Raw genomic sequence first — 15,453 nt, 5'->3', positions numbered from 1 at the left:
GGCTACATCGTTGGTGAGGGCTTTGCACGTCGCCGGGCGACGGGTTCGGCGTGCTTCGCGAGCGTCCGGTAGATGGTGGTGCGGCTGACGCCGAGGACATCGCCGATCTGCGCGACGGTCATGTCCTGCTGTTCGTAGAGCCGTCGTGCGGTGCGCATCTGGTCCGCGGAGAGCCGAGACGGGCGGCCGCCGGTCCGTCCGCGGGCGCGGGCGGCGGCAAGGCCAGCGTTGGTGCGTTCCTTAATGAGGTCCCGTTCGAACTCCGCCAGAGCGGCGAAGACGTGGAACACGAGCCGGCCACCGGGTGAGGTGGTGTCGATGGTCTCCTGCAGCGACCGGAACCCGATGCCGCGCTCGGCGAGTGCGTGCAGCTGGTCGATGAGGTGCCGGATGGATCGGCCGAGTCGGTCGAGTCGCCAGACGACGAGGGTGTCGCCGGGGCGGAGCTGGTCGAGAAGTTTGTCGAGCTGGGGTCGGTGTTGCAGCGACCCGGACATGGTGTCGACGAAGACGCGGTAGCAGCCGGCAGCGTTGAGTGCGTCGGTCTGCAATGACGCGTCCTGGTCGGTGGTAGACACGCGCGCGTACCCGAGGAGGTGACCCATGAGGTGAACGTAGCGAAACTCGGCCAGCGGGGGTAGTGGCGGTACATAGATTCCCGGACTGAGTTTCGCTACAAGAAACGCCGTCCCGAGCGGCACCTGTTTACGATAGTGAATCGTTGTAGCAAAATCGGAGGTTTACGATGCATATGCTCGATACGTCTCCACGAGACGAATCATTGCCCCCGGTTAGCGCTGCTCCCACGAATGTGGAACACAATGCCCACACGCTTACGCTCACAGACCAGGACAGATCCAGATCGCCCGCTCCATGACAGCACTGTGTTGCGCCGCGATCACGGTCAGTCACCGTGGTGCATACGCGCCGTCCCTTGCGGACTTCGACCGCGGACACGACCTCGAGGACAAGGACCGACGCTCGCGATCGAGCGTCGGTCCTTGAGCGCATTGCTCCTCGTTTCGCGAGACCGCGTGTTCCCCGCCGTTCAGGTCCCCAAAGCTGCGCCCGGAGTCGTCTGGACTGTCATCTGGAGCGCGGCAGGATTTGCGTGAGGTCGACGAGCGTCACCGCGGGTGCGATTGCACTCGCGTCAGTGTCGGCTGAGATCGCACAGATGCCGTTCTCGCACTGATCCGCGTTCGCCGCTTCGGCAATCGCGTCTCCATCCGGTCCGGTCATCGCCCGCTGACCTGACTGAAGGCGGCGGTGAACTGTTCCACGGGCTGCGCCCCGGAGAGGCCGTAGGTGTTGTTGATGACGTAGAATGGCACGCCGCGCACGCCGAGCTGATGAGCCTGGCGGATGTCCGCGTCGACGTCGGCGACGTGGTGCTGCTCAGTGAGGGCGGCCGATGCAGCGGAACGATCGAGTCCGGTTTCTTCGGCCATTACGAGGAGTTCGTCGGTGTGTCCGATGTGGCGACCCTCGACGAAGTACGCCTCGAAGAGCCGCTGCGTGAGTTCAGCGCGTTTGCCGAGGGTTCCTGCGTGGTGGAGGAGTTCGAGCGCTTGGTGTGAGTTGGTGGGCTGGGTGCGGTCCGGGTCGTACGGGAGCCCTTCCTCGGCGGTGAGCTGCCGCAACTGCTTCATGATCTGCTGCATCCGCTCGGAACCCATGTTGTGACTGCGTATCTGAGCGTCCCGATCGATCTCGATCGGTGCTTCTGGGCTGAGCTGGAACGAGTGGTGGACGATCTCGACGGGACCGGGGTGCCTGGCGATCGCGGTGCGGAGGCGGGCGCTGGAGATGTAGCACCAGATGCATTGCACGTCGGACCACACGTCGATGCGGATCGGGATGGAAGCGGTCATCGGGTGTTCTCCATCTCCGCCACGGCGCGGTCGGCATCCAGGAAGACCAGTTCGGTGTTCATGGTCATCGCGACGCGAGCACCGTTCGCGGCGGCTTCGCTGACCTGGGTGGCGGGGTTGGCGACGTTCCCGGCCGCCCACACGCCGGATACGTTCGTGTGCCCGGCCGGGTCGACCGCGATGGCGGTGCCGGCCGGCGACTCTGTGATCGCGATACCGAGACCATCGAGGCCATCGAGGCGTGCTTGCGTGGCGGTGGGCACGACGAGCGCGTCCAGTGTCACGGTGGAGCCGTCCGCGAGGTGCACACCGGTGAGTCGATCGTCCTGGGCTTCGACACGCACGATCGTTCGGGTCTCCACTCGGATGCCGACGGCAGTGAGCTTCGCGAGATCATGGTCGCTGTAGTCCAGCCCCTGCGGGAAGAACTGCACGTCGCCGGTCCATTGGTTGAACATCAGCGCTTGCAGGGCAGACATCGGTCCGGTGGCGAGGACACCGACCCGCCGATCCCGGATCTCCCAGCCGTGGCAGTAGGGGCAATGGATCACGTCGCGCCCCCACCGTTCCTGCAACCCGGGAACGTCGGGCAGCTGGTCCCGGGTTCCGGTGGCAATCAGCACGGCGCGCGCCGACACGTCAGTGCCGGTGTCGGTGACAATGCGGAACCCGCCACCGTCGGGACGAGCCTCGGTGACACGGCCATGGATGATCTCTCCGCCATACAAGGTGACCTCCTCGATTCCTTTCCGAAGCAAAGCGATCGGGTTGACGCCTTCCTGTCCGAGGAGGCCGTGCGCGCCCTCAGCGGGCGCGTTGCGGGGCTCGCCGCTGTCGATGACGACGACTCGGCGGCGGGCTCGGGCGAGGGTGAGTGCGGCGCTCAAGCCGGCGGACCCGCCGCCGAGGACGACGATCTCGGCGTCACGTGTGGTCATGCGGAGATCTCGCTTCCTGTGCCGGCCGGCTGCGTGGAGTCGTGGGAGGTGGTAGGTGGCTTGCGGAGGAAGACGGCCAGAACGATGCCGACGGCGCTGATCAGAGCGCCCACGCCGAAGGCGGTACCGACGCCACCGGCAAGGGCCTCGAGGGGGTGCCCGCCGCTGTCAGCGGAGACGGCGACGGTGAACAGGGTGATGAACAGTGCGGTGCCGGCGGCGCCGGCAACCTGCTGGAGGGTGTTCACGATCGCGCTGGCGTGCGGGTACGACTTCGGTGCGACGGCGCCGAGCGCGGTGGTCATCAGCGGCGTCATCATCAGAGCCGTGCCGATGCTGAGCAGCATGTGCATGGCGATCACCAGCCACACCGGTGTGTCGGCGCTGAGGGTGGAGAACGCGAACATCGCCCCGGTCACGATGACCGACCCCGGGAGAACAATGGCTCGGGGTCCGACCTTGTCGTAGGCCATGCCGACGAACGGGGCGAGCACGCCGGAGAGGATGCCGCCGGGCAGGAGCATGAGACCGGCGACGTATGCGGGTTCGCTTAGGACCTGCTGGATGTAGAGCGGCAGCAAGATCAGGGACCCGAACACCGCGATGGACACCACCACGACCGTGATCGTCGACATGGTGAACAGGCGTCCGGTGAACACGCGGACATCAAGCAGTACCCGGTCAGTGTTCCTCAGGGCGAGCTGGCGCGCGACGAGGCCGGTGAGGGCCAGGATGCCAGCCGTGATCGGGGTCCAGGGCGGGAGCCCTCCCTGGTGCGCGGCCTGCTCCCCGATGCTGGCGAGTCCGTAGATCAGCCCCGAGAACCCGACCGCGGACAGCAGCACGGAGAGCACGTCGAACCGGGCGGGCATGGTCGGGGTGACATTTCGCAACCAGACGGCGCCAGCGACAATTGCGAGCACGGCGACCGGGAGCACGATGAGGAACACCCACCGCCACCCCAACGACGACACGATCACACCGGACACAGTCGGGCCGAGCGCGGGAGCGGCGGCAGTCACGATGGTGACCAGGCCCATCGTGCGGCCGCGGCGCTCTGGAGCGACGAGCTGCATCACCGTGGTGAATAGCAGCGGCAGCATGATCGACGTGCCCAGGGCCTGCACGACCCGTGCCACGAGCAGTAGCTCAAACGTGGGAGCGAACGCAGCGATGGTGGTGCCCACCGTGAAAAGGCTCATCGCAGTGAAGAAGTTCCGCCGCAAGGGGTAGCGCTGCAAGAGCACGCCAGTGATCGGGATGACCACCGCCATCGTCAGCATGAACGCCGTCGTGAGCCACTGCGCAGAGGCGGCCGAGACGCCAAAGGCCTCCATGATGTGCGGGATCGAGACCCCCATCGCGGTCTCGTTCAGCACGACCACGAACGCCGAGACGAGCAACAGCGAGATCGCGGGTCCCGTTCGCAACCCAGGGGAAGCGGGAGGTGGGACGGTGTGCGCGGATGTGACAGTCATACGGCTCCTCGGTACGAAGTGTGTACTCGGCACTAAGTACCGAGTACGGATTGAGTGCTAACGTAGCACCATGAATCCGCCTTCCCCAACTCCGGCTCCCGCACCTGATCTCCGCGAACGGCGCCGACGCGAACTCGCGCGGACGATCGCCGCCACCGCGGTTGAGCTGTTCGAACGGAACGGGTTCGCTGCGACCACGATCGATGACATCGCCGGTGCTGCCGGCATCTCCCGGACGACGTTCTTCCGGCACTGCGCCTCCAAGGAAGCCGCAGTGCTCGTCGACGACGCCGGCCTGGAATCGGAACTCATCGACGCCGCGCAACAGGTGTCCGCCGCCCGTCCGCTACGCGACCTCGAGACTGAGTGGGAATCGATGACGGAGGTGTTCGACGCTGACCCGGAAGGTCGCGATCGATTCCTGCGGGTACGGCGGCTCATGCGGGACAATGCGCCGCTCCTCGCGGCAGGGCTGGAACGCGACGCCCGGCTCACCGAGCAGATCGCGACCGCTCTCAGCAGCCGGCCCGTCTCGGACGCCTTGGACGCGCGCGCGGTTGCAGAGAGTTTCGCGCTCGGCATGCGGCTCACGTTCGACGAATGGGTGCGCCGTGCTGACCACGGCCCGACGTCGGCTCCGCCACCGTTGAATGAGGTCTACCAGCAGGTTCGAGCGGCGATTGGTCGAGCCAACGGAGGGAGCACTCGATGAGCCACGACTTCGACAAGGCGTACTGGGAAGGTCACTGGGGCCAGCGAGTTGGGACAGCGCGAAGTCTGCCGGCGCATCCCGCTCTCGAGACCGAAATCGCCCGGCTGCACCCCGGTACCGCGCTGGACGCCGGCAGCGGAGAAGGCGCGGAAGCTCTGTGGCTGGCCAAGCAGGGGTGGGAGGTCACGGCCGTCGACATCTCCGCTCACGCCTTGACCAGCGCCACCGCACAACCGAGCCTCGACGCAAATGCGGGCTCGGTGGCGTGGGTCGAAGCCGACCTCATCACGTGGGCACCCGACGAGCAATTCGACCTTGTGACCACCTTCTACGCCCACCCGAACACATCTCAACACGCGTTCTATGAGCGCATCTCCCAATGGGTCGCACCCGGCGGCACCCTGCTCATCGTCGGCCACCAAGACGACGACCACCGGCATGGTCGCGGCCAGGCGCACCCGGAGAACGCTGTCACTCAGCCGGAGCAGATCCGAGCGCTTTTCACCCCAGGGCGATGGGTAGTGCGCACCGCCGAGGTCCGCGAACGGACCGTGGCTGTCAGCAGTGGCCACAGTACGACCCTGCATGACGTGATCGCCTGCATCGAGAAAATCTGATCTATCACTACAGCGGCGGCGATGGGTGAAGTTCTCCGCGTCGACACCGGGAACGATTAGCGGCCGAGAAGGAGCGCCAGAGCATTGAAGGTGCCCCGACATGAAACACGGCTACAAGCACGATACGAAGCGCCGCTGCTCACAAGGTGTAGAACAACTGCAAGATGTGAACATCGATTGTGGGCCGTTTTCCGGGCCTCATTGCCCACCTCTCCCGAAAGTCCAGGATGACTGCCTACGCCTATCTGCCGTACCTGATTCGGGTTGCGCCTCCGCATCGCCCGCGCCAGCTCTACCGACTCAACGACGTCGGCCAGGATCACGTGGACCTGCTCGCGAAGATCAGCGACGAGCTGAAGACAATCGGAGACGGCTTCCACCACAATGAGATCCTTGCGGAGGGGTTCCGTCTCAAGCGGAACAATCCGTTTGGCCGGAGCACGCTGCTGTGGATGCGGAGGGGGCCAGTTGGTAACCCTGGTGAGGCGTACGACATCGACACGGGCAATGAGGTGGAGACGGGACTGAACACGGCACTCCTGAGCGAGCTCCGTGGCGGTTTCTACATCCCCGAGGGTTCCTACTTCGGCTTTCTCTTCGTCGAACGTGTCGGCGGCCGCCACTTGAAGGATCTCATCTACAAGCGCGTCATCTTGCCCGTCGCGAAGGCCCTCGACGTCGCGATCCGTGTGGAGGCGTACGCGGAGACCGATGACTGGCGGAAGGAGCTCGCCGGCCAGCAGGTTCTCCGCGTGACGGAATTGCTGAACATGAGCGCGACGAAGGAGGACGCTTCCACCCTTGACGAGGATTTGTCCGTTCGGGTTGCAGCGGAAGGCCCCGTGCTGTCACGGATGACTGGCGATGTGAAGGATTTGCTGTTCGACGCGCTTGACCGACGCCACGCTGAGTACCGGCTGCTTGCGCAGGTGGCTCCGTTGGAGTCGCGGCGGAGCATTTGGGGGGACGTCACCAGGAAGGGCCAGCAAAAGAAGGGGTGGAAGGCGGCGCCTCGCGCTGCCTTCACCGTCGCGGATAGCGAGGAGCTGTCTGCGCAGCTGCTCGAGCTGGAGGCGCTTCGCGGGACCAGTGCGCCGCAGGAGCTTCTCGAGCAGCTGCAAGCGCTGGTTCCGGTGGATCGCTCTGAGCTGGAGAGCAAGCGGCTCGAGGTGTCGTTCGGGGACACGATCCCGCAAAAGAATTTTGTGGTGGAGAGCGATCGGCTTCCTCAGCTGGTCTACCCGTTGCAGGGGCGCCTGACCGACATCGAGTTGCAACGCCTGTGGGAAGCTCAGGTGGAAGCGTTCCTGGGGCGGCTCGGAGTGACGCTGCCCGATGGTTGGTTGTTGTCGTCGTAGGAGGTCGAAGGTGACTGTGATTCACATCGTTCCGCGGCAGATGCGAATGATGCTGCACGACTACGAGCAGACGTGGAGCGGCACCCGAACGAGCGCGCTCATCTCCGACCGCACCCGTGCCATCATCCGGCTCTACTTCACGCCGACCGTGCCAGCCGTGGTGTTCCTGTTTGTGCACGTGCGCCTCGGGACAGTCACCCCGTTCCTGACGTCCATGTCCGTGTTCACGGCGCTGCTGTTTGGCCTGCTGACGTTGATCTTCAACACCGCCGTCACACTGCGCAAGGACGAGAAGGCCCTACAGAACGCACATGGCCTGTCTGAGGTCATCAAGGACCTGCGCGCCATCGTGACCTACACAATCTTCGTTGCGTTGGCGTTGGTGATTACCCTCGCCCTGGGAGCCGCATTCACAGAGCCGCTGAACCCCGACCCGAAGGTGCTCGACTCACCGCAAGTCGTGTCGTGGTGGTGGACACCGGTCTACGTGTGGCTAGCGGTTCACATGCTGCTCAATCTCGGCGATGTTCTCGTGCGATTCCGCACCGCGTACAACTACCTCGCTCCTAGCTAGCTCCGTCGGCTCTGATGCCAGCGGCGAGGCGCCGCGACTAGACAGGCGGACCACGCAAACGAAGCGGCCCGGCCGCGCATTCGCGCAGGTCGGGCCGCTTCGTGGGGATGGTGCAACGTGACGTTCAGAAGCCGCCGGCGGCGCGGACAGTGTAGTGCTCTTCGAGCGCGGTGACCTCTTCCGAGGTGAGGTCGATGTCGACAGCGGCGGCCGCGTCGTCGAGGTGGTGGGGCTTCGTCGCGCCGATGATCGGTGCGCTGACGACGGGATTGTTGAGCACCCAGGCCATCGCGATCTGCGCCATCGACGCGTCCCGCGCCTCGGCGATCTTCTGCACGGCGTTGATGACGGGGCGGTCACGTTCAGTGTCGGCGAAGAAATTGTTGCCCACCGGGTCATCGGATGAGCGCTGGGTCTGCTCTCCGGCGGGCCGGGCGACGCGACCCTTTGCGAGGGGGCTGTAGGGAATGCTGCCGACGCCCTGATCAGCGAGCAAGCCGAACATCTCCCGCTCTTCTTCGCGGTAGAGCAGCGAGTACTGGTCCTGCATGGAGACGAAGCGGGTCCAGCCGTGCAGGTCGGCTGCGTGCTGCATGTTGGCGAACTGCCACGTCCACATCGCGGACGCGCCGATGTAGCGGGCCTTGCCGGCCTTCACCACGTCGTGCAGGGCTTCCATCGTCTCCTCAATGGGGGTCTCCGGGTCGAAGCGGTGGATCTGGTACAGGTCCACGTAGTCGGTGCCGAGGCGGGTCAGGGACGCGTCGATCTGCTGCATGATCGCCTTCCGGGACAGGCCGGCCACCCGCAGCCCCGGACCGCTGCCCGGGGTGTCCCCGAAGTGGGCCTTGGTGGCGAGAACGATCTCGTCGCGGTGGGTGAACTGGCGCAACGCCTCACCGACGATGCGCTCGGAGTCACCGTAGGAGTACACGTTCGCGGTGTCCCAGAACGTGATGCCGAGCTCAAGCGCCTGCCGGAAGAACGGCAACGCGTCATCCTTCGGGAGCGACCACGGGAGGTGGCTGCTGGCGGGGTCCCCGAAGCTCATGCAGCCAAGCGCGATGCGGCTGACCTTTAGACCGGAGTTACCGAGGCGGGTGTACTTCATGGCGTGAATCCTTTCGATGGGCACGACGACGACAGCCGGGACGGCTGAGGTGTCGAGCGGGGGGAGCGACGCGAGCGGGGTGAGCCCGCCGCTGTCACTGGGTCGGGTTGGGTGCCGTGGTCGGGGTGGTGCTGGCGGTCCAGCTGGCGAGGACGCGGAGACGTTCTTCCGACACGGAGGCGGGTTCCGTGACGTAAGTGATGATCGTGATGTCCGGTTCGCTAGCGAGGGTGAGCGCTTCCCCGGTGACCTCGACCTCGCCGACCGTGGGGTTGTGTAGTGTCTTTGTCGCGCTGGTGTGCAGGCGCACGTTGTGGGAGGCCCACCAGGTGCGGAACGGGTCGCTGCGGGTGCTCAGCTCACCGATGAGGTCGGTGAGCGACCGGTTGAACGGGGTACGGCCAGCCTCGATACGAAACGCGGAAACCATGTCGCGGGCGACGCGCTCCCAATCGCCGTAGAACTCCTGCGACGACGGGTCGAGGAAGACATACCGGGCGAGATTCGCCGGCTCGTTCCCGTTCGGGACCAGGCCCGGCATGAGCGCTGCGCCGAGCTGGTTCATCGCAATGATGTCGGTTCGGCCGTTGCGGGCGTACGCGGGCAACCCGCTCATCCCGTCGAGGATGCGCTGCACCCGGTTGCTGGCACGGACTTTCGCGGGGGTGCGCTTGGGTGCGGGGCGGGTCAGGGCGTGCTCGGCGTTCGCCGCGCGGGCGAGGTCGAACAGGTGCTGCTCTTCGGAGTCGTCCAGCTGCAACGCTCGCGCGACGGCGTAGAGAACGGACTCGGAGACACCGGCGAGCTTCCCACGTTCCATCCGGTTGTAGTACTCCGCGCTGACCCCGGCGAGGGTAGCGACTTCCTCACGGCGCAGGCCCTTCACCCGCCGGCCCGTCGCGGAGGCGGTGAGGCCGGCCGCTTCGGGGGTGATGCGGTCGCGACGGGTGCGGAGGAAGTCGCTCGCCTCGGTTCCGGTGTCCATATCGGCAAGCGTAGATCGGAGCCGGCACAACCAGACAGGTACTGGCAGTACACCAAACGCCGCTGCCTGTTCCGCGCGAAGGAAGCTCTGTTGGATGGGGTCACCGGCAGAACCGCAGCCGATCCGCTTCTTGGAAGGAACGCTCATGAGCACCATCCCCACCGTCACCCTGAACACCGGCGCTGAGATGCCGCAACTCGGCTTCGGCGTGTTCCAGATCCCGGCTGAGGAGACGGAGCAGGCTGTCAGCGACGCGATCAAGGCCGGCTATCGCCTCATCGACACCGCAGCCTCCTACGGCAACGAGGAAGCGGTGGGCCGCGGCATCGCCGCTAGCGGCGTGCCCCGCGAGGAGCTGTTCATTACCTCGAAGCTGTGGATCCAGCGCCGCGGCGAGGAGGGTGCCCGCGAAGCGATCACCACGTCCCTGCAGAAGCTCGGCCTGGACTACCTCGACCTGTACCTGATCCACCAGCCGTTCGGCGACTACTACGGCGAGTGGCGTGCCCTCGAGCAGGCCCACAAGGACGGCCGACTCCGCGCGATCGGTGTCTCCAACTTCGCCTCCGACCGCCTCGTGGACCTCATCGCCTTCGCCGACGTCGTGCCCGCGGTGAACCAGATGGAGACGAACCCCTTCCACCAGCAGGTCGACTACCAGGAGCTGCTGCACGCAGAGGGCGTGCAACTCGAGGCGTGGGCACCGTTCGCCGAGGGCAAGAACGACCTGTTCACCAACCCGGTCCTGACCGAAATCGGCGACGCGCACGGCAAGTCCGTCGCCCAGGTCGTGCTCCGCTGGCTCGTCCAGCGCGGCGTCGTCGTCGTGTCCAAGTCCGTCAAGCTCGAGCGCATGCAGCAGAACCTCGACGTCCTCGACTTCGAGCTCACCGACGAGCAGATGGCAAAGATCGCCGAGCTCGAAGCGGGCGAGTCGCAGTTCTTCTCCCACGTCGACCCCGACATGGTCCGCTGGCTCACCGGCCGCGCCGAAGCGTAAGCATGCCCGTCCCCCAGCCCACCCGCAGGCAGCTCCTGCGAACCGCCGCGGCCGGCGCGATCAGCGCCGCCGCGGCCGGGCTGCTGGCCGCCTGCACCACCCCTAACAGCGAAGCCGGTCCCGGGACCGCACCCTCGGCTCCCTCGCCGAGCGGTGCCGCGCCGACGTCGACTCCTTCGCGCTCGACAGGATCCTCCATGACTCCCACCCCTCGCAGCCGAGTCCTGCTCGCCTACTTCTCCCGCCCGGGCGAGAACTACTGGAACGGCGGCCGCCGCACTCTGGACGTCGGCAACACCGAGGTCCTCGCTGGTCTGATCAGCGACCGCATCGAGTGCGACGTCTACCGCATCGAAGCCGCCGACCCATACTCCGACCGTTACGACCCCACCGTGGCGCGCAACGTGCAGGAACAGAACTCGAACGCCCGCCCCGAGATCGCGAATCCCCTCCCCGACCTCACCGGCTACGACACGGTGCTGCTGGGAAGCCCGATCTGGAACGTGCGGCCGCCGATGATCCTCGCGACCTTCGCCGAGGGTGTCGACCTCGCCGGGAGGACGCTACTCCCCTTCGTCACCTACGCCGTCAGCGGCTTGGACTCCACCGCCTCCTTCTACGAAGGCCTTGGCACCGGAGCGCAGCTCGGTGATGGACTCGCCGTCCGCGGCGAGGACGTCGCCGAGGGCGCCCCCGACGTCGACCAGTGGCTCACCGCGTCCGGCCTGGCTTGAAAGGCACCCTCATGACCAACCTCACCCTCACGGTCCTCCTCGTGGGGGCGACCGGCAGCGTCGGCCGCCACGTCGTCACCGCCTCTCTAAACGCGGGGCACCGCGCCCGCGCGCTCGTGCGCACCTCGTCTCGGGCGAAGAACGTGGACTCCCGCGCGGAGGCCGTCGTTGGGGACCTCACCGACGCAGCGACCCTCGCAGAGGCGGTCGAAGGAATCGACGCGGTGATCTTCACCCATGGCGACATCAACCAGGCGGAGGCCGTGAACTACGGCGCCGTCCGCAACGTCCTCCGCGCCCTGAACGGCCGCCCGGTGCGCATCGCGCTGATGACGACCATCGGGGTCACCGTGCGCCACCCCAGCTCCGAATGGAAGCGCCGCGGAGAGCGGCTCGTCCGCGCCAGCGGCAACCGGTACACGATCGTCCGGCCCGGCTGGTTCGACTACAACGACGGGAACGAGCGCCGCATCCTGATGTTGCAGGGCGACACCCGCCGCAGCGGCTCTCCCGTCGACGGTGCGATCGCCCGCGACCAACTCGCCCGCGTCCTCGTCGCATCCTCACCGATCCCGCCGCCGAGAACCGCACCTTCGAGCTGTTCGACGAGCGCGGCCCCGAGCAGGACGACCTCAGCCCCCTCTTCGCCTCCCTGGACCCAGACCCAGCAGGAGCACTCGACGGGGTCCACGACCAGGTGAATCTGCCGCTCGAGCAAGAGCCGGCACTGGTCGTCGCCGAACTCGACCGGGCCGCTACCGTCGAAAGGTAAACGCGCACCGATCGGCTGTGTCGGCGTCATCATCGGAACCCAACTTCACGCGGTCAGTCTCGCGAATGGGGCGACAAACGTCCCGCGCATGTAGGTGATCTGTCGGAGGTGGCCGATGAGATCTGCGACATGCCCCAGTGCACTGCACCTATCAACGGCCACACCCGAGGCGGCGGAGCGAATTGCCCCGTTCATGGGCGCGGCGGTGGTTACGGCTACGCCTACTCGACCCCTCGCTCGTATCCGTCCTACTCTGCGCCGGCGCCGGCGCAACGGCGCACCACCCCTTCGCGCAGTAGCGGTACCAGCACGCGACCTTCATGGCAGCCGACTGGCTCCAGCGTCTCCTACACGCCGCAGCAGGTCCGGGATCTCCAACCCGTTCGGACGGCGACTCTCGCGCGGACAGTTCAGCAGAACGACGTGTTTCTCTGCCACGCCTGGCCTGACCGCCTGGAGGCTGCAAGGGACGTTCATGAGCTGATGCTCGATCGGGATCTATCGGTTTGGTTCAGCGAAGTAAGCCTGCGGCCGGGCACCGACATGCGTGCCGCGATCGACAGGGGACTCGTCAGCTCGCGTATGGGGATCGTCCTCGTGACGCCGGCAATGCTCGAGAAGTTGGGGACAGATCGGAGCATCGCGAGCAACGAGCTCAGCGCGCTCCTGCGCCGGAGCCTTCTGGTGCCGATCATGCATGGCACGACTTTCGAGGAACTGGACCAGGTCACTCCCACACTTGCGTCGCGCGGCGGATTTAGCACTGCGGAGGAATCGATGGAGAGCATCATCGAGAAAATCGCAGAACTCGTAGGGGTCGTCACGGACGAAGAAGCGGACGAGCTGGCTGGAATTTCGGGAGGGCGGTAGTTCTGCAAGCCCTTGGACGGGTCCGCGCTCCGGTGGAATGGTGGGCGCATGTCTAAGCCTCGGACGAAGTTGGCGCAAACAGCGCTCATCTCCAACGGCATGGTCTGGTTTGGGGCGTCGTTCGTGCTCTTCGCTATCGCCGCGGAACAGGCCTATGCGGTATTCAACGGGACGTGGCTCAACGTCCTCGGGTGGGCGCTGATCCTGCTCGTTGCCGCCGGGCTCGCGGTCGTCGGCGTGATCGAGAACGTGAACATCCGCGCCGGAAAGAAGTTCAAGCCGCGTCCTCGCAGCTAATCCCCGCTCGAGCGCGGATCTGCTCGCTCGTGGCTGGGGGGTCGAGGGGGTCTCCCCCTCGTGCGGGCCGGCCCGATCAGGGTCGGCCCGCCGCCATGCTCAGAGCGTGAGCGTGTGCAGCACGGTCGCCGCGGCGCCGGTGGGCGTGCCGTAGTCCGTGGCGTGCAGCGTCGCGGCGCGGTTCGTGATGAGGTCGAGAGCGACGAGCTCTTCCTCGGGCTCGTCGGTCATGTCGCCGGGTTCGTCCTCCCATTCGCGCAGCACGCGCCCGTGGACGTCGACCACGCGCCACAGCCCCCACAGGTGAGCGACGGGACCGGTCCTCTTGTACGTGAACACCAAGGCGGTCGCGGTGGGCCAGCCGTGCGCGGCCGCGGCGACGATGAGCGCGTGCGCGGCCGCGGCGATCGCGCCCGGGTCGCCGGATGCCGTGGCGGCGTCGACGGCGGCTCCCGCCTCGCCCAGCGCCGCGGTGTGTCCCCACACGTCGACTTCGACCGCGGGTGTCGTGGTGGTGGTGGTCATGGGTGAGCCTTCCTGTGCGGCAGGCATCACCCTTTGGGGTGATGCGAGAGGGTGAAGAAATGGGGTGATGCGGCGGGGTGATGCCGCGGGTGATGGGGACCGGTGTGAGCCGGTCCCCGTCCGGTTGGTTAGGCGAGTCCCGCGGCTTCGGCGGGGGTGGTGTCGCCGGTGACGATCTGCTCGACCGGGGAGAGGGCGTATCCCCACGCGGCGAGCTGGCGGAAGAACGCGGCGGCGCGCTCGTCGCCGCGGCGCCACGATTCCTTGCTGGTGCTCGACTCAGCCCCGGCGAGAACGACCGCCAGGACCACCAGGCGCGCCTTGCCGGGGTTCGCCTCCACCAGCGCGGCCAAGGCGTCCGTGCGGTAGCCGGATGGCCGCTCGACGCCGAGGAACGTGTGCGCGAGGTCGTTGCCGCCCGACATCGCGGACGACACCGAGAACCGGTGAGCGGTCAGGCCCAGCGCGATCACTCGGTCAGCGTCCTTCGGCAGGGTCTTGCGGGACAGGAACGTCGCGATCCATTCGCGGCGCACCGTCTCGGCGGCGGTCCACGCCTTGTTGTTGGCGATGAGCGCCTTGCGCTCGGCGGACTTCTCGACGCGCTCTTCCTCGATCTGCTCCGCGGTCAGCGGCTCGGCGGGGGTGCCGGGTGCGCCCCAGGCGTAGGTGAAGCCCGCATCGGTGGGCTTCTGGACGAAGTAGGTCACGTCGATGTCGCCGCGCCAGTTGGTGTCGATGAGCGCGCCGCGCACCGGGAAGGTGGCGATGTGCTCGGCGGTGACCTGTGCGCCGTCCGCGGTGTGGAGCTTGCGGAGGCTCACCCACGGGCTTTCCTCCCCGTACGCCTCGCCACGGGTAAGCACTTGGAACCCGCGCGCGATCTGCTCCTGCTCGACGGCGGCGAGGCGGGCCTTTTCCGCGGCGTCGTCGCGGAGACTCTGTGCGGTGTAGTCGAACTGGGTCGGGTCGGTGGTGGCGACCTCGATCAGGTGCGCGCGGGCGTCGGCGTCGTCCTCGAACTCCAACAGGACCGCCGCCTGGTCAAGCGTCAGCGCATGCTCGTGCAGAGCGGACGTGACCGTGGCGGACTCCGCGACGGCGAGGCCCTTCTTCACCGCGTCGGTCTTGGTGCCGGTGCGCTTGGCGATCTGCGCGGCGCTGATGCCCTCGAACGCCAGCTGCGCCCACGCGGCGGTGCGATCCGCGGTGCTGAGGTCGGCGCGCTGGTCGTTTTCGATGATCTGCTGAATGATCCGGTCTGCGGTGGTGTCGTCGCCCTCCACGACATAGACGGGGACGGTCGACACTTCGGCCTCGCGGGCGGCGAGAGTGCGACGCTGACCGGCGCGGACGATGACGTTTCCGTGGTCGTCGCGGCGGGCGAGGATCGGGGTGATGACGCCGTTCTCGCGGATCGACGCGATGAAATCCTTCGTCACGGGGGCGCTGGTGCGCACGTTCGCTTCGATGACGAGGGTGGTCGGGTCGATGTGCTCGATGGTCCCAGTTCCGGTGGTAATGCTCACGATGATTTCTCCTTGATCGGTGTGCGACCATGAAGGCGACGGGTCCCGTGGTACTTCACCTACTACGGGGCTTTTGTCG

At 66.6% G+C, this 15,453-nt stretch carries 17 protein-coding genes; 9 read left to right on the top strand and 8 right to left on the bottom strand.

The window, feature by feature from the left end; translation table 11 throughout:
* Nucleotides 1-2: 2 nt before the first annotated feature.
* From RWH43_RS17285 to RWH43_RS17270, 4 genes are all read right to left on the bottom strand, one after another.
* The gene (locus RWH43_RS17285) at nucleotides 3-605 is read right to left on the bottom strand and encodes a recombinase family protein (RefSeq protein ID WP_316002148.1); all 603 of its coding nucleotides are present in this window, start codon (nucleotides 603-605) and stop codon (nucleotides 3-5) included.
* A 633-nt stretch (nucleotides 606-1,238) separates the two neighbouring features.
* Nucleotides 1,239-1,874: a DsbA family oxidoreductase gene (locus RWH43_RS17280; RefSeq protein ID WP_316002110.1), complete on the bottom strand. Its 636-nt coding sequence runs from the start codon at nucleotides 1,872-1,874 to the stop codon at nucleotides 1,239-1,241.
* Nucleotides 1,871-2,812: an NAD(P)/FAD-dependent oxidoreductase gene (locus tag RWH43_RS17275; protein ID WP_316002109.1), complete on the bottom strand. Its 942-nt coding sequence runs from the start codon at nucleotides 2,810-2,812 to the stop codon at nucleotides 1,871-1,873. Before RWH43_RS17275 ends, RWH43_RS17280 begins: the two co-directional genes overlap by 4 nt.
* Entirely contained in the window at nucleotides 2,809-4,290 is a 1,482-nt protein-coding gene (locus tag RWH43_RS17270) for an MDR family MFS transporter (RefSeq protein ID WP_316002108.1), read from the bottom strand. Before RWH43_RS17270 ends, RWH43_RS17275 begins: the two co-directional genes overlap by 4 nt.
* Before the next feature lie 70 nt (nucleotides 4,291-4,360).
* Here RWH43_RS17270 and RWH43_RS17265 point away from each other — a divergent pair, with 70 nt between their 5' ends.
* The 4 genes from RWH43_RS17265 to RWH43_RS17250 all read left to right on the top strand — a co-directional run bounded on the left by RWH43_RS17265 (nucleotide 4,361) and on the right by RWH43_RS17250 (nucleotide 7,551).
* A complete protein-coding gene (locus RWH43_RS17265) occupies nucleotides 4,361-5,002 on the top strand; it encodes a TetR/AcrR family transcriptional regulator (protein WP_316002107.1) in 642 nt (213 codons plus the stop codon).
* Nucleotides 4,999-5,619, top strand: a complete 621-nt coding sequence (locus RWH43_RS17260) for a class I SAM-dependent methyltransferase (protein WP_316002106.1) — start codon at nucleotides 4,999-5,001, stop codon at nucleotides 5,617-5,619. The genes RWH43_RS17265 and RWH43_RS17260 overlap by 4 nt, the downstream gene beginning before the upstream one ends.
* 227 nt (nucleotides 5,620-5,846) lie before the next feature.
* The gene (locus tag RWH43_RS17255) at nucleotides 5,847-6,977 is read left to right on the top strand and encodes a hypothetical protein (RefSeq protein ID WP_316002105.1); all 1,131 of its coding nucleotides are present in this window, start codon (nucleotides 5,847-5,849) and stop codon (nucleotides 6,975-6,977) included.
* Between the two features lie 10 nt (nucleotides 6,978-6,987).
* Entirely contained in the window at nucleotides 6,988-7,551 is a 564-nt protein-coding gene (locus tag RWH43_RS17250; protein ID WP_316002104.1) for a hypothetical protein, read from the top strand.
* A gap of 124 nt (nucleotides 7,552-7,675) precedes the next feature.
* Here RWH43_RS17250 and RWH43_RS17245 read toward each other — a convergent pair whose 3' ends face one another.
* Nucleotides 7,676-8,662, bottom strand: coding sequence for an aldo/keto reductase (locus RWH43_RS17245; RefSeq protein WP_316002103.1), 987 nt, complete (start codon nucleotides 8,660-8,662; stop codon nucleotides 7,676-7,678).
* Nucleotides 8,663-8,756: 94 nt separating this feature from the next.
* Nucleotides 8,757-9,794: a helix-turn-helix domain-containing protein gene (locus RWH43_RS17240; protein ID WP_316002102.1), complete on the bottom strand. Its 1,038-nt coding sequence runs from the start codon at nucleotides 9,792-9,794 to the stop codon at nucleotides 8,757-8,759.
* Between RWH43_RS17240 and RWH43_RS17235 the strand changes: the two genes are divergently transcribed.
* The 5 genes from RWH43_RS17235 to RWH43_RS17215 all read left to right on the top strand — a co-directional run bounded on the left by RWH43_RS17235 (nucleotide 9,793) and on the right by RWH43_RS17215 (nucleotide 13,320).
* The gene (locus tag RWH43_RS17235; RefSeq protein WP_316002101.1) at nucleotides 9,793-10,647 is read left to right on the top strand and encodes an aldo/keto reductase; all 855 of its coding nucleotides are present in this window, start codon (nucleotides 9,793-9,795) and stop codon (nucleotides 10,645-10,647) included. The two genes, RWH43_RS17240 and RWH43_RS17235, sit on opposite strands and share 2 nt — an antisense overlap.
* 197 nt (nucleotides 10,648-10,844) lie before the next feature.
* Nucleotides 10,845-11,381: a flavodoxin gene (locus RWH43_RS17230; protein WP_316002100.1), complete on the top strand. Its 537-nt coding sequence runs from the start codon at nucleotides 10,845-10,847 to the stop codon at nucleotides 11,379-11,381.
* A gap of 11 nt (nucleotides 11,382-11,392) precedes the next feature.
* Nucleotides 11,393-12,082: an SDR family oxidoreductase gene (locus tag RWH43_RS17225; RefSeq protein WP_316002099.1), complete on the top strand. Its 690-nt coding sequence runs from the start codon at nucleotides 11,393-11,395 to the stop codon at nucleotides 12,080-12,082.
* 200 nt (nucleotides 12,083-12,282) lie between these two features.
* Nucleotides 12,283-13,023: a toll/interleukin-1 receptor domain-containing protein gene (locus RWH43_RS17220; protein ID WP_316002147.1), complete on the top strand. Its 741-nt coding sequence runs from the start codon at nucleotides 12,283-12,285 to the stop codon at nucleotides 13,021-13,023.
* Nucleotides 13,024-13,071: 48 nt separating this feature from the next.
* Nucleotides 13,072-13,320, top strand: coding sequence for a hypothetical protein (locus RWH43_RS17215; RefSeq protein WP_316002098.1), 249 nt, complete (start codon nucleotides 13,072-13,074; stop codon nucleotides 13,318-13,320).
* A gap of 99 nt (nucleotides 13,321-13,419) precedes the next feature.
* On the opposite strand, the gene RWH43_RS17210 is transcribed toward RWH43_RS17215, so the two are convergent.
* Complete coding sequence (locus tag RWH43_RS17210; RefSeq protein WP_316002097.1) at nucleotides 13,420-13,845, bottom strand: hypothetical protein; 426 nt, start codon at nucleotides 13,843-13,845, stop codon at nucleotides 13,420-13,422.
* 128 nt (nucleotides 13,846-13,973) lie between these two features.
* Nucleotides 13,974-15,374 carry a ParB/RepB/Spo0J family partition protein gene (locus RWH43_RS17205; protein ID WP_316002096.1) on the bottom strand — a complete coding sequence of 467 codons (1,401 nt, stop codon included), beginning with the start codon at nucleotides 15,372-15,374 and terminating at the stop codon, nucleotides 13,974-13,976.
* Between the last annotated feature and the right edge of the window lie 79 nt (nucleotides 15,375-15,453).

This window comes from Microbacterium algihabitans (genome assembly GCF_032464975.1).
In the GTDB taxonomy this organism is placed as follows: domain Bacteria; phylum Actinomycetota; class Actinomycetes; order Actinomycetales; family Microbacteriaceae; genus Microbacterium; species Microbacterium algihabitans.
Note: the sequence above shows the minus strand (reverse complement) of the source record. Positions and strands in the feature narration are given on the sequence as shown.

Excerpts from the sequence above, each read along its gene's own strand:
- RWH43_RS17235 (WP_316002101.1), top strand. The coding sequence starts at position 9,793 with ATGAGCACCATCCCCACCGTCACCCTGAACACCGGCGCTGAGATGCCG.
- RWH43_RS17210 (WP_316002097.1), bottom strand. The coding sequence starts at position 13,845 with ATGACCACCACCACCACGACACCCGCGGTCGAAGTCGACGTGTGGGGA.
- RWH43_RS17285 (WP_316002148.1), bottom strand. The coding sequence starts at position 605 with ATGGGTCACCTCCTCGGGTACGCGCGCGTGTCTACCACCGACCAGGAC.
- RWH43_RS17220 (WP_316002147.1), top strand. The coding sequence starts at position 12,283 with ATGCCCCAGTGCACTGCACCTATCAACGGCCACACCCGAGGCGGCGGA.
- RWH43_RS17255 (WP_316002105.1), top strand. The coding sequence starts at position 5,847 with ATGACTGCCTACGCCTATCTGCCGTACCTGATTCGGGTTGCGCCTCCG.
- RWH43_RS17260 (WP_316002106.1), top strand. The coding sequence starts at position 4,999 with ATGAGCCACGACTTCGACAAGGCGTACTGGGAAGGTCACTGGGGCCAG.
- RWH43_RS17280 (WP_316002110.1), bottom strand. The coding sequence starts at position 1,874 with ATGACCGCTTCCATCCCGATCCGCATCGACGTGTGGTCCGACGTGCAA.
- RWH43_RS17215 (WP_316002098.1), top strand. The coding sequence starts at position 13,072 with ATGTCTAAGCCTCGGACGAAGTTGGCGCAAACAGCGCTCATCTCCAAC.
- RWH43_RS17275 (WP_316002109.1), bottom strand. The coding sequence starts at position 2,812 with ATGACCACACGTGACGCCGAGATCGTCGTCCTCGGCGGCGGGTCCGCC.
- RWH43_RS17270 (WP_316002108.1), bottom strand. The coding sequence starts at position 4,290 with ATGACTGTCACATCCGCGCACACCGTCCCACCTCCCGCTTCCCCTGGG.
- RWH43_RS17245 (WP_316002103.1), bottom strand. The coding sequence starts at position 8,662 with ATGAAGTACACCCGCCTCGGTAACTCCGGTCTAAAGGTCAGCCGCATC.
- RWH43_RS17225 (WP_316002099.1), top strand. The coding sequence starts at position 11,393 with ATGACCAACCTCACCCTCACGGTCCTCCTCGTGGGGGCGACCGGCAGC.
- RWH43_RS17230 (WP_316002100.1), top strand. The coding sequence starts at position 10,845 with ATGACTCCCACCCCTCGCAGCCGAGTCCTGCTCGCCTACTTCTCCCGC.
- RWH43_RS17265 (WP_316002107.1), top strand. The coding sequence starts at position 4,361 with ATGAATCCGCCTTCCCCAACTCCGGCTCCCGCACCTGATCTCCGCGAA.
- RWH43_RS17240 (WP_316002102.1), bottom strand. The coding sequence starts at position 9,794 with ATGAGCGTTCCTTCCAAGAAGCGGATCGGCTGCGGTTCTGCCGGTGAC.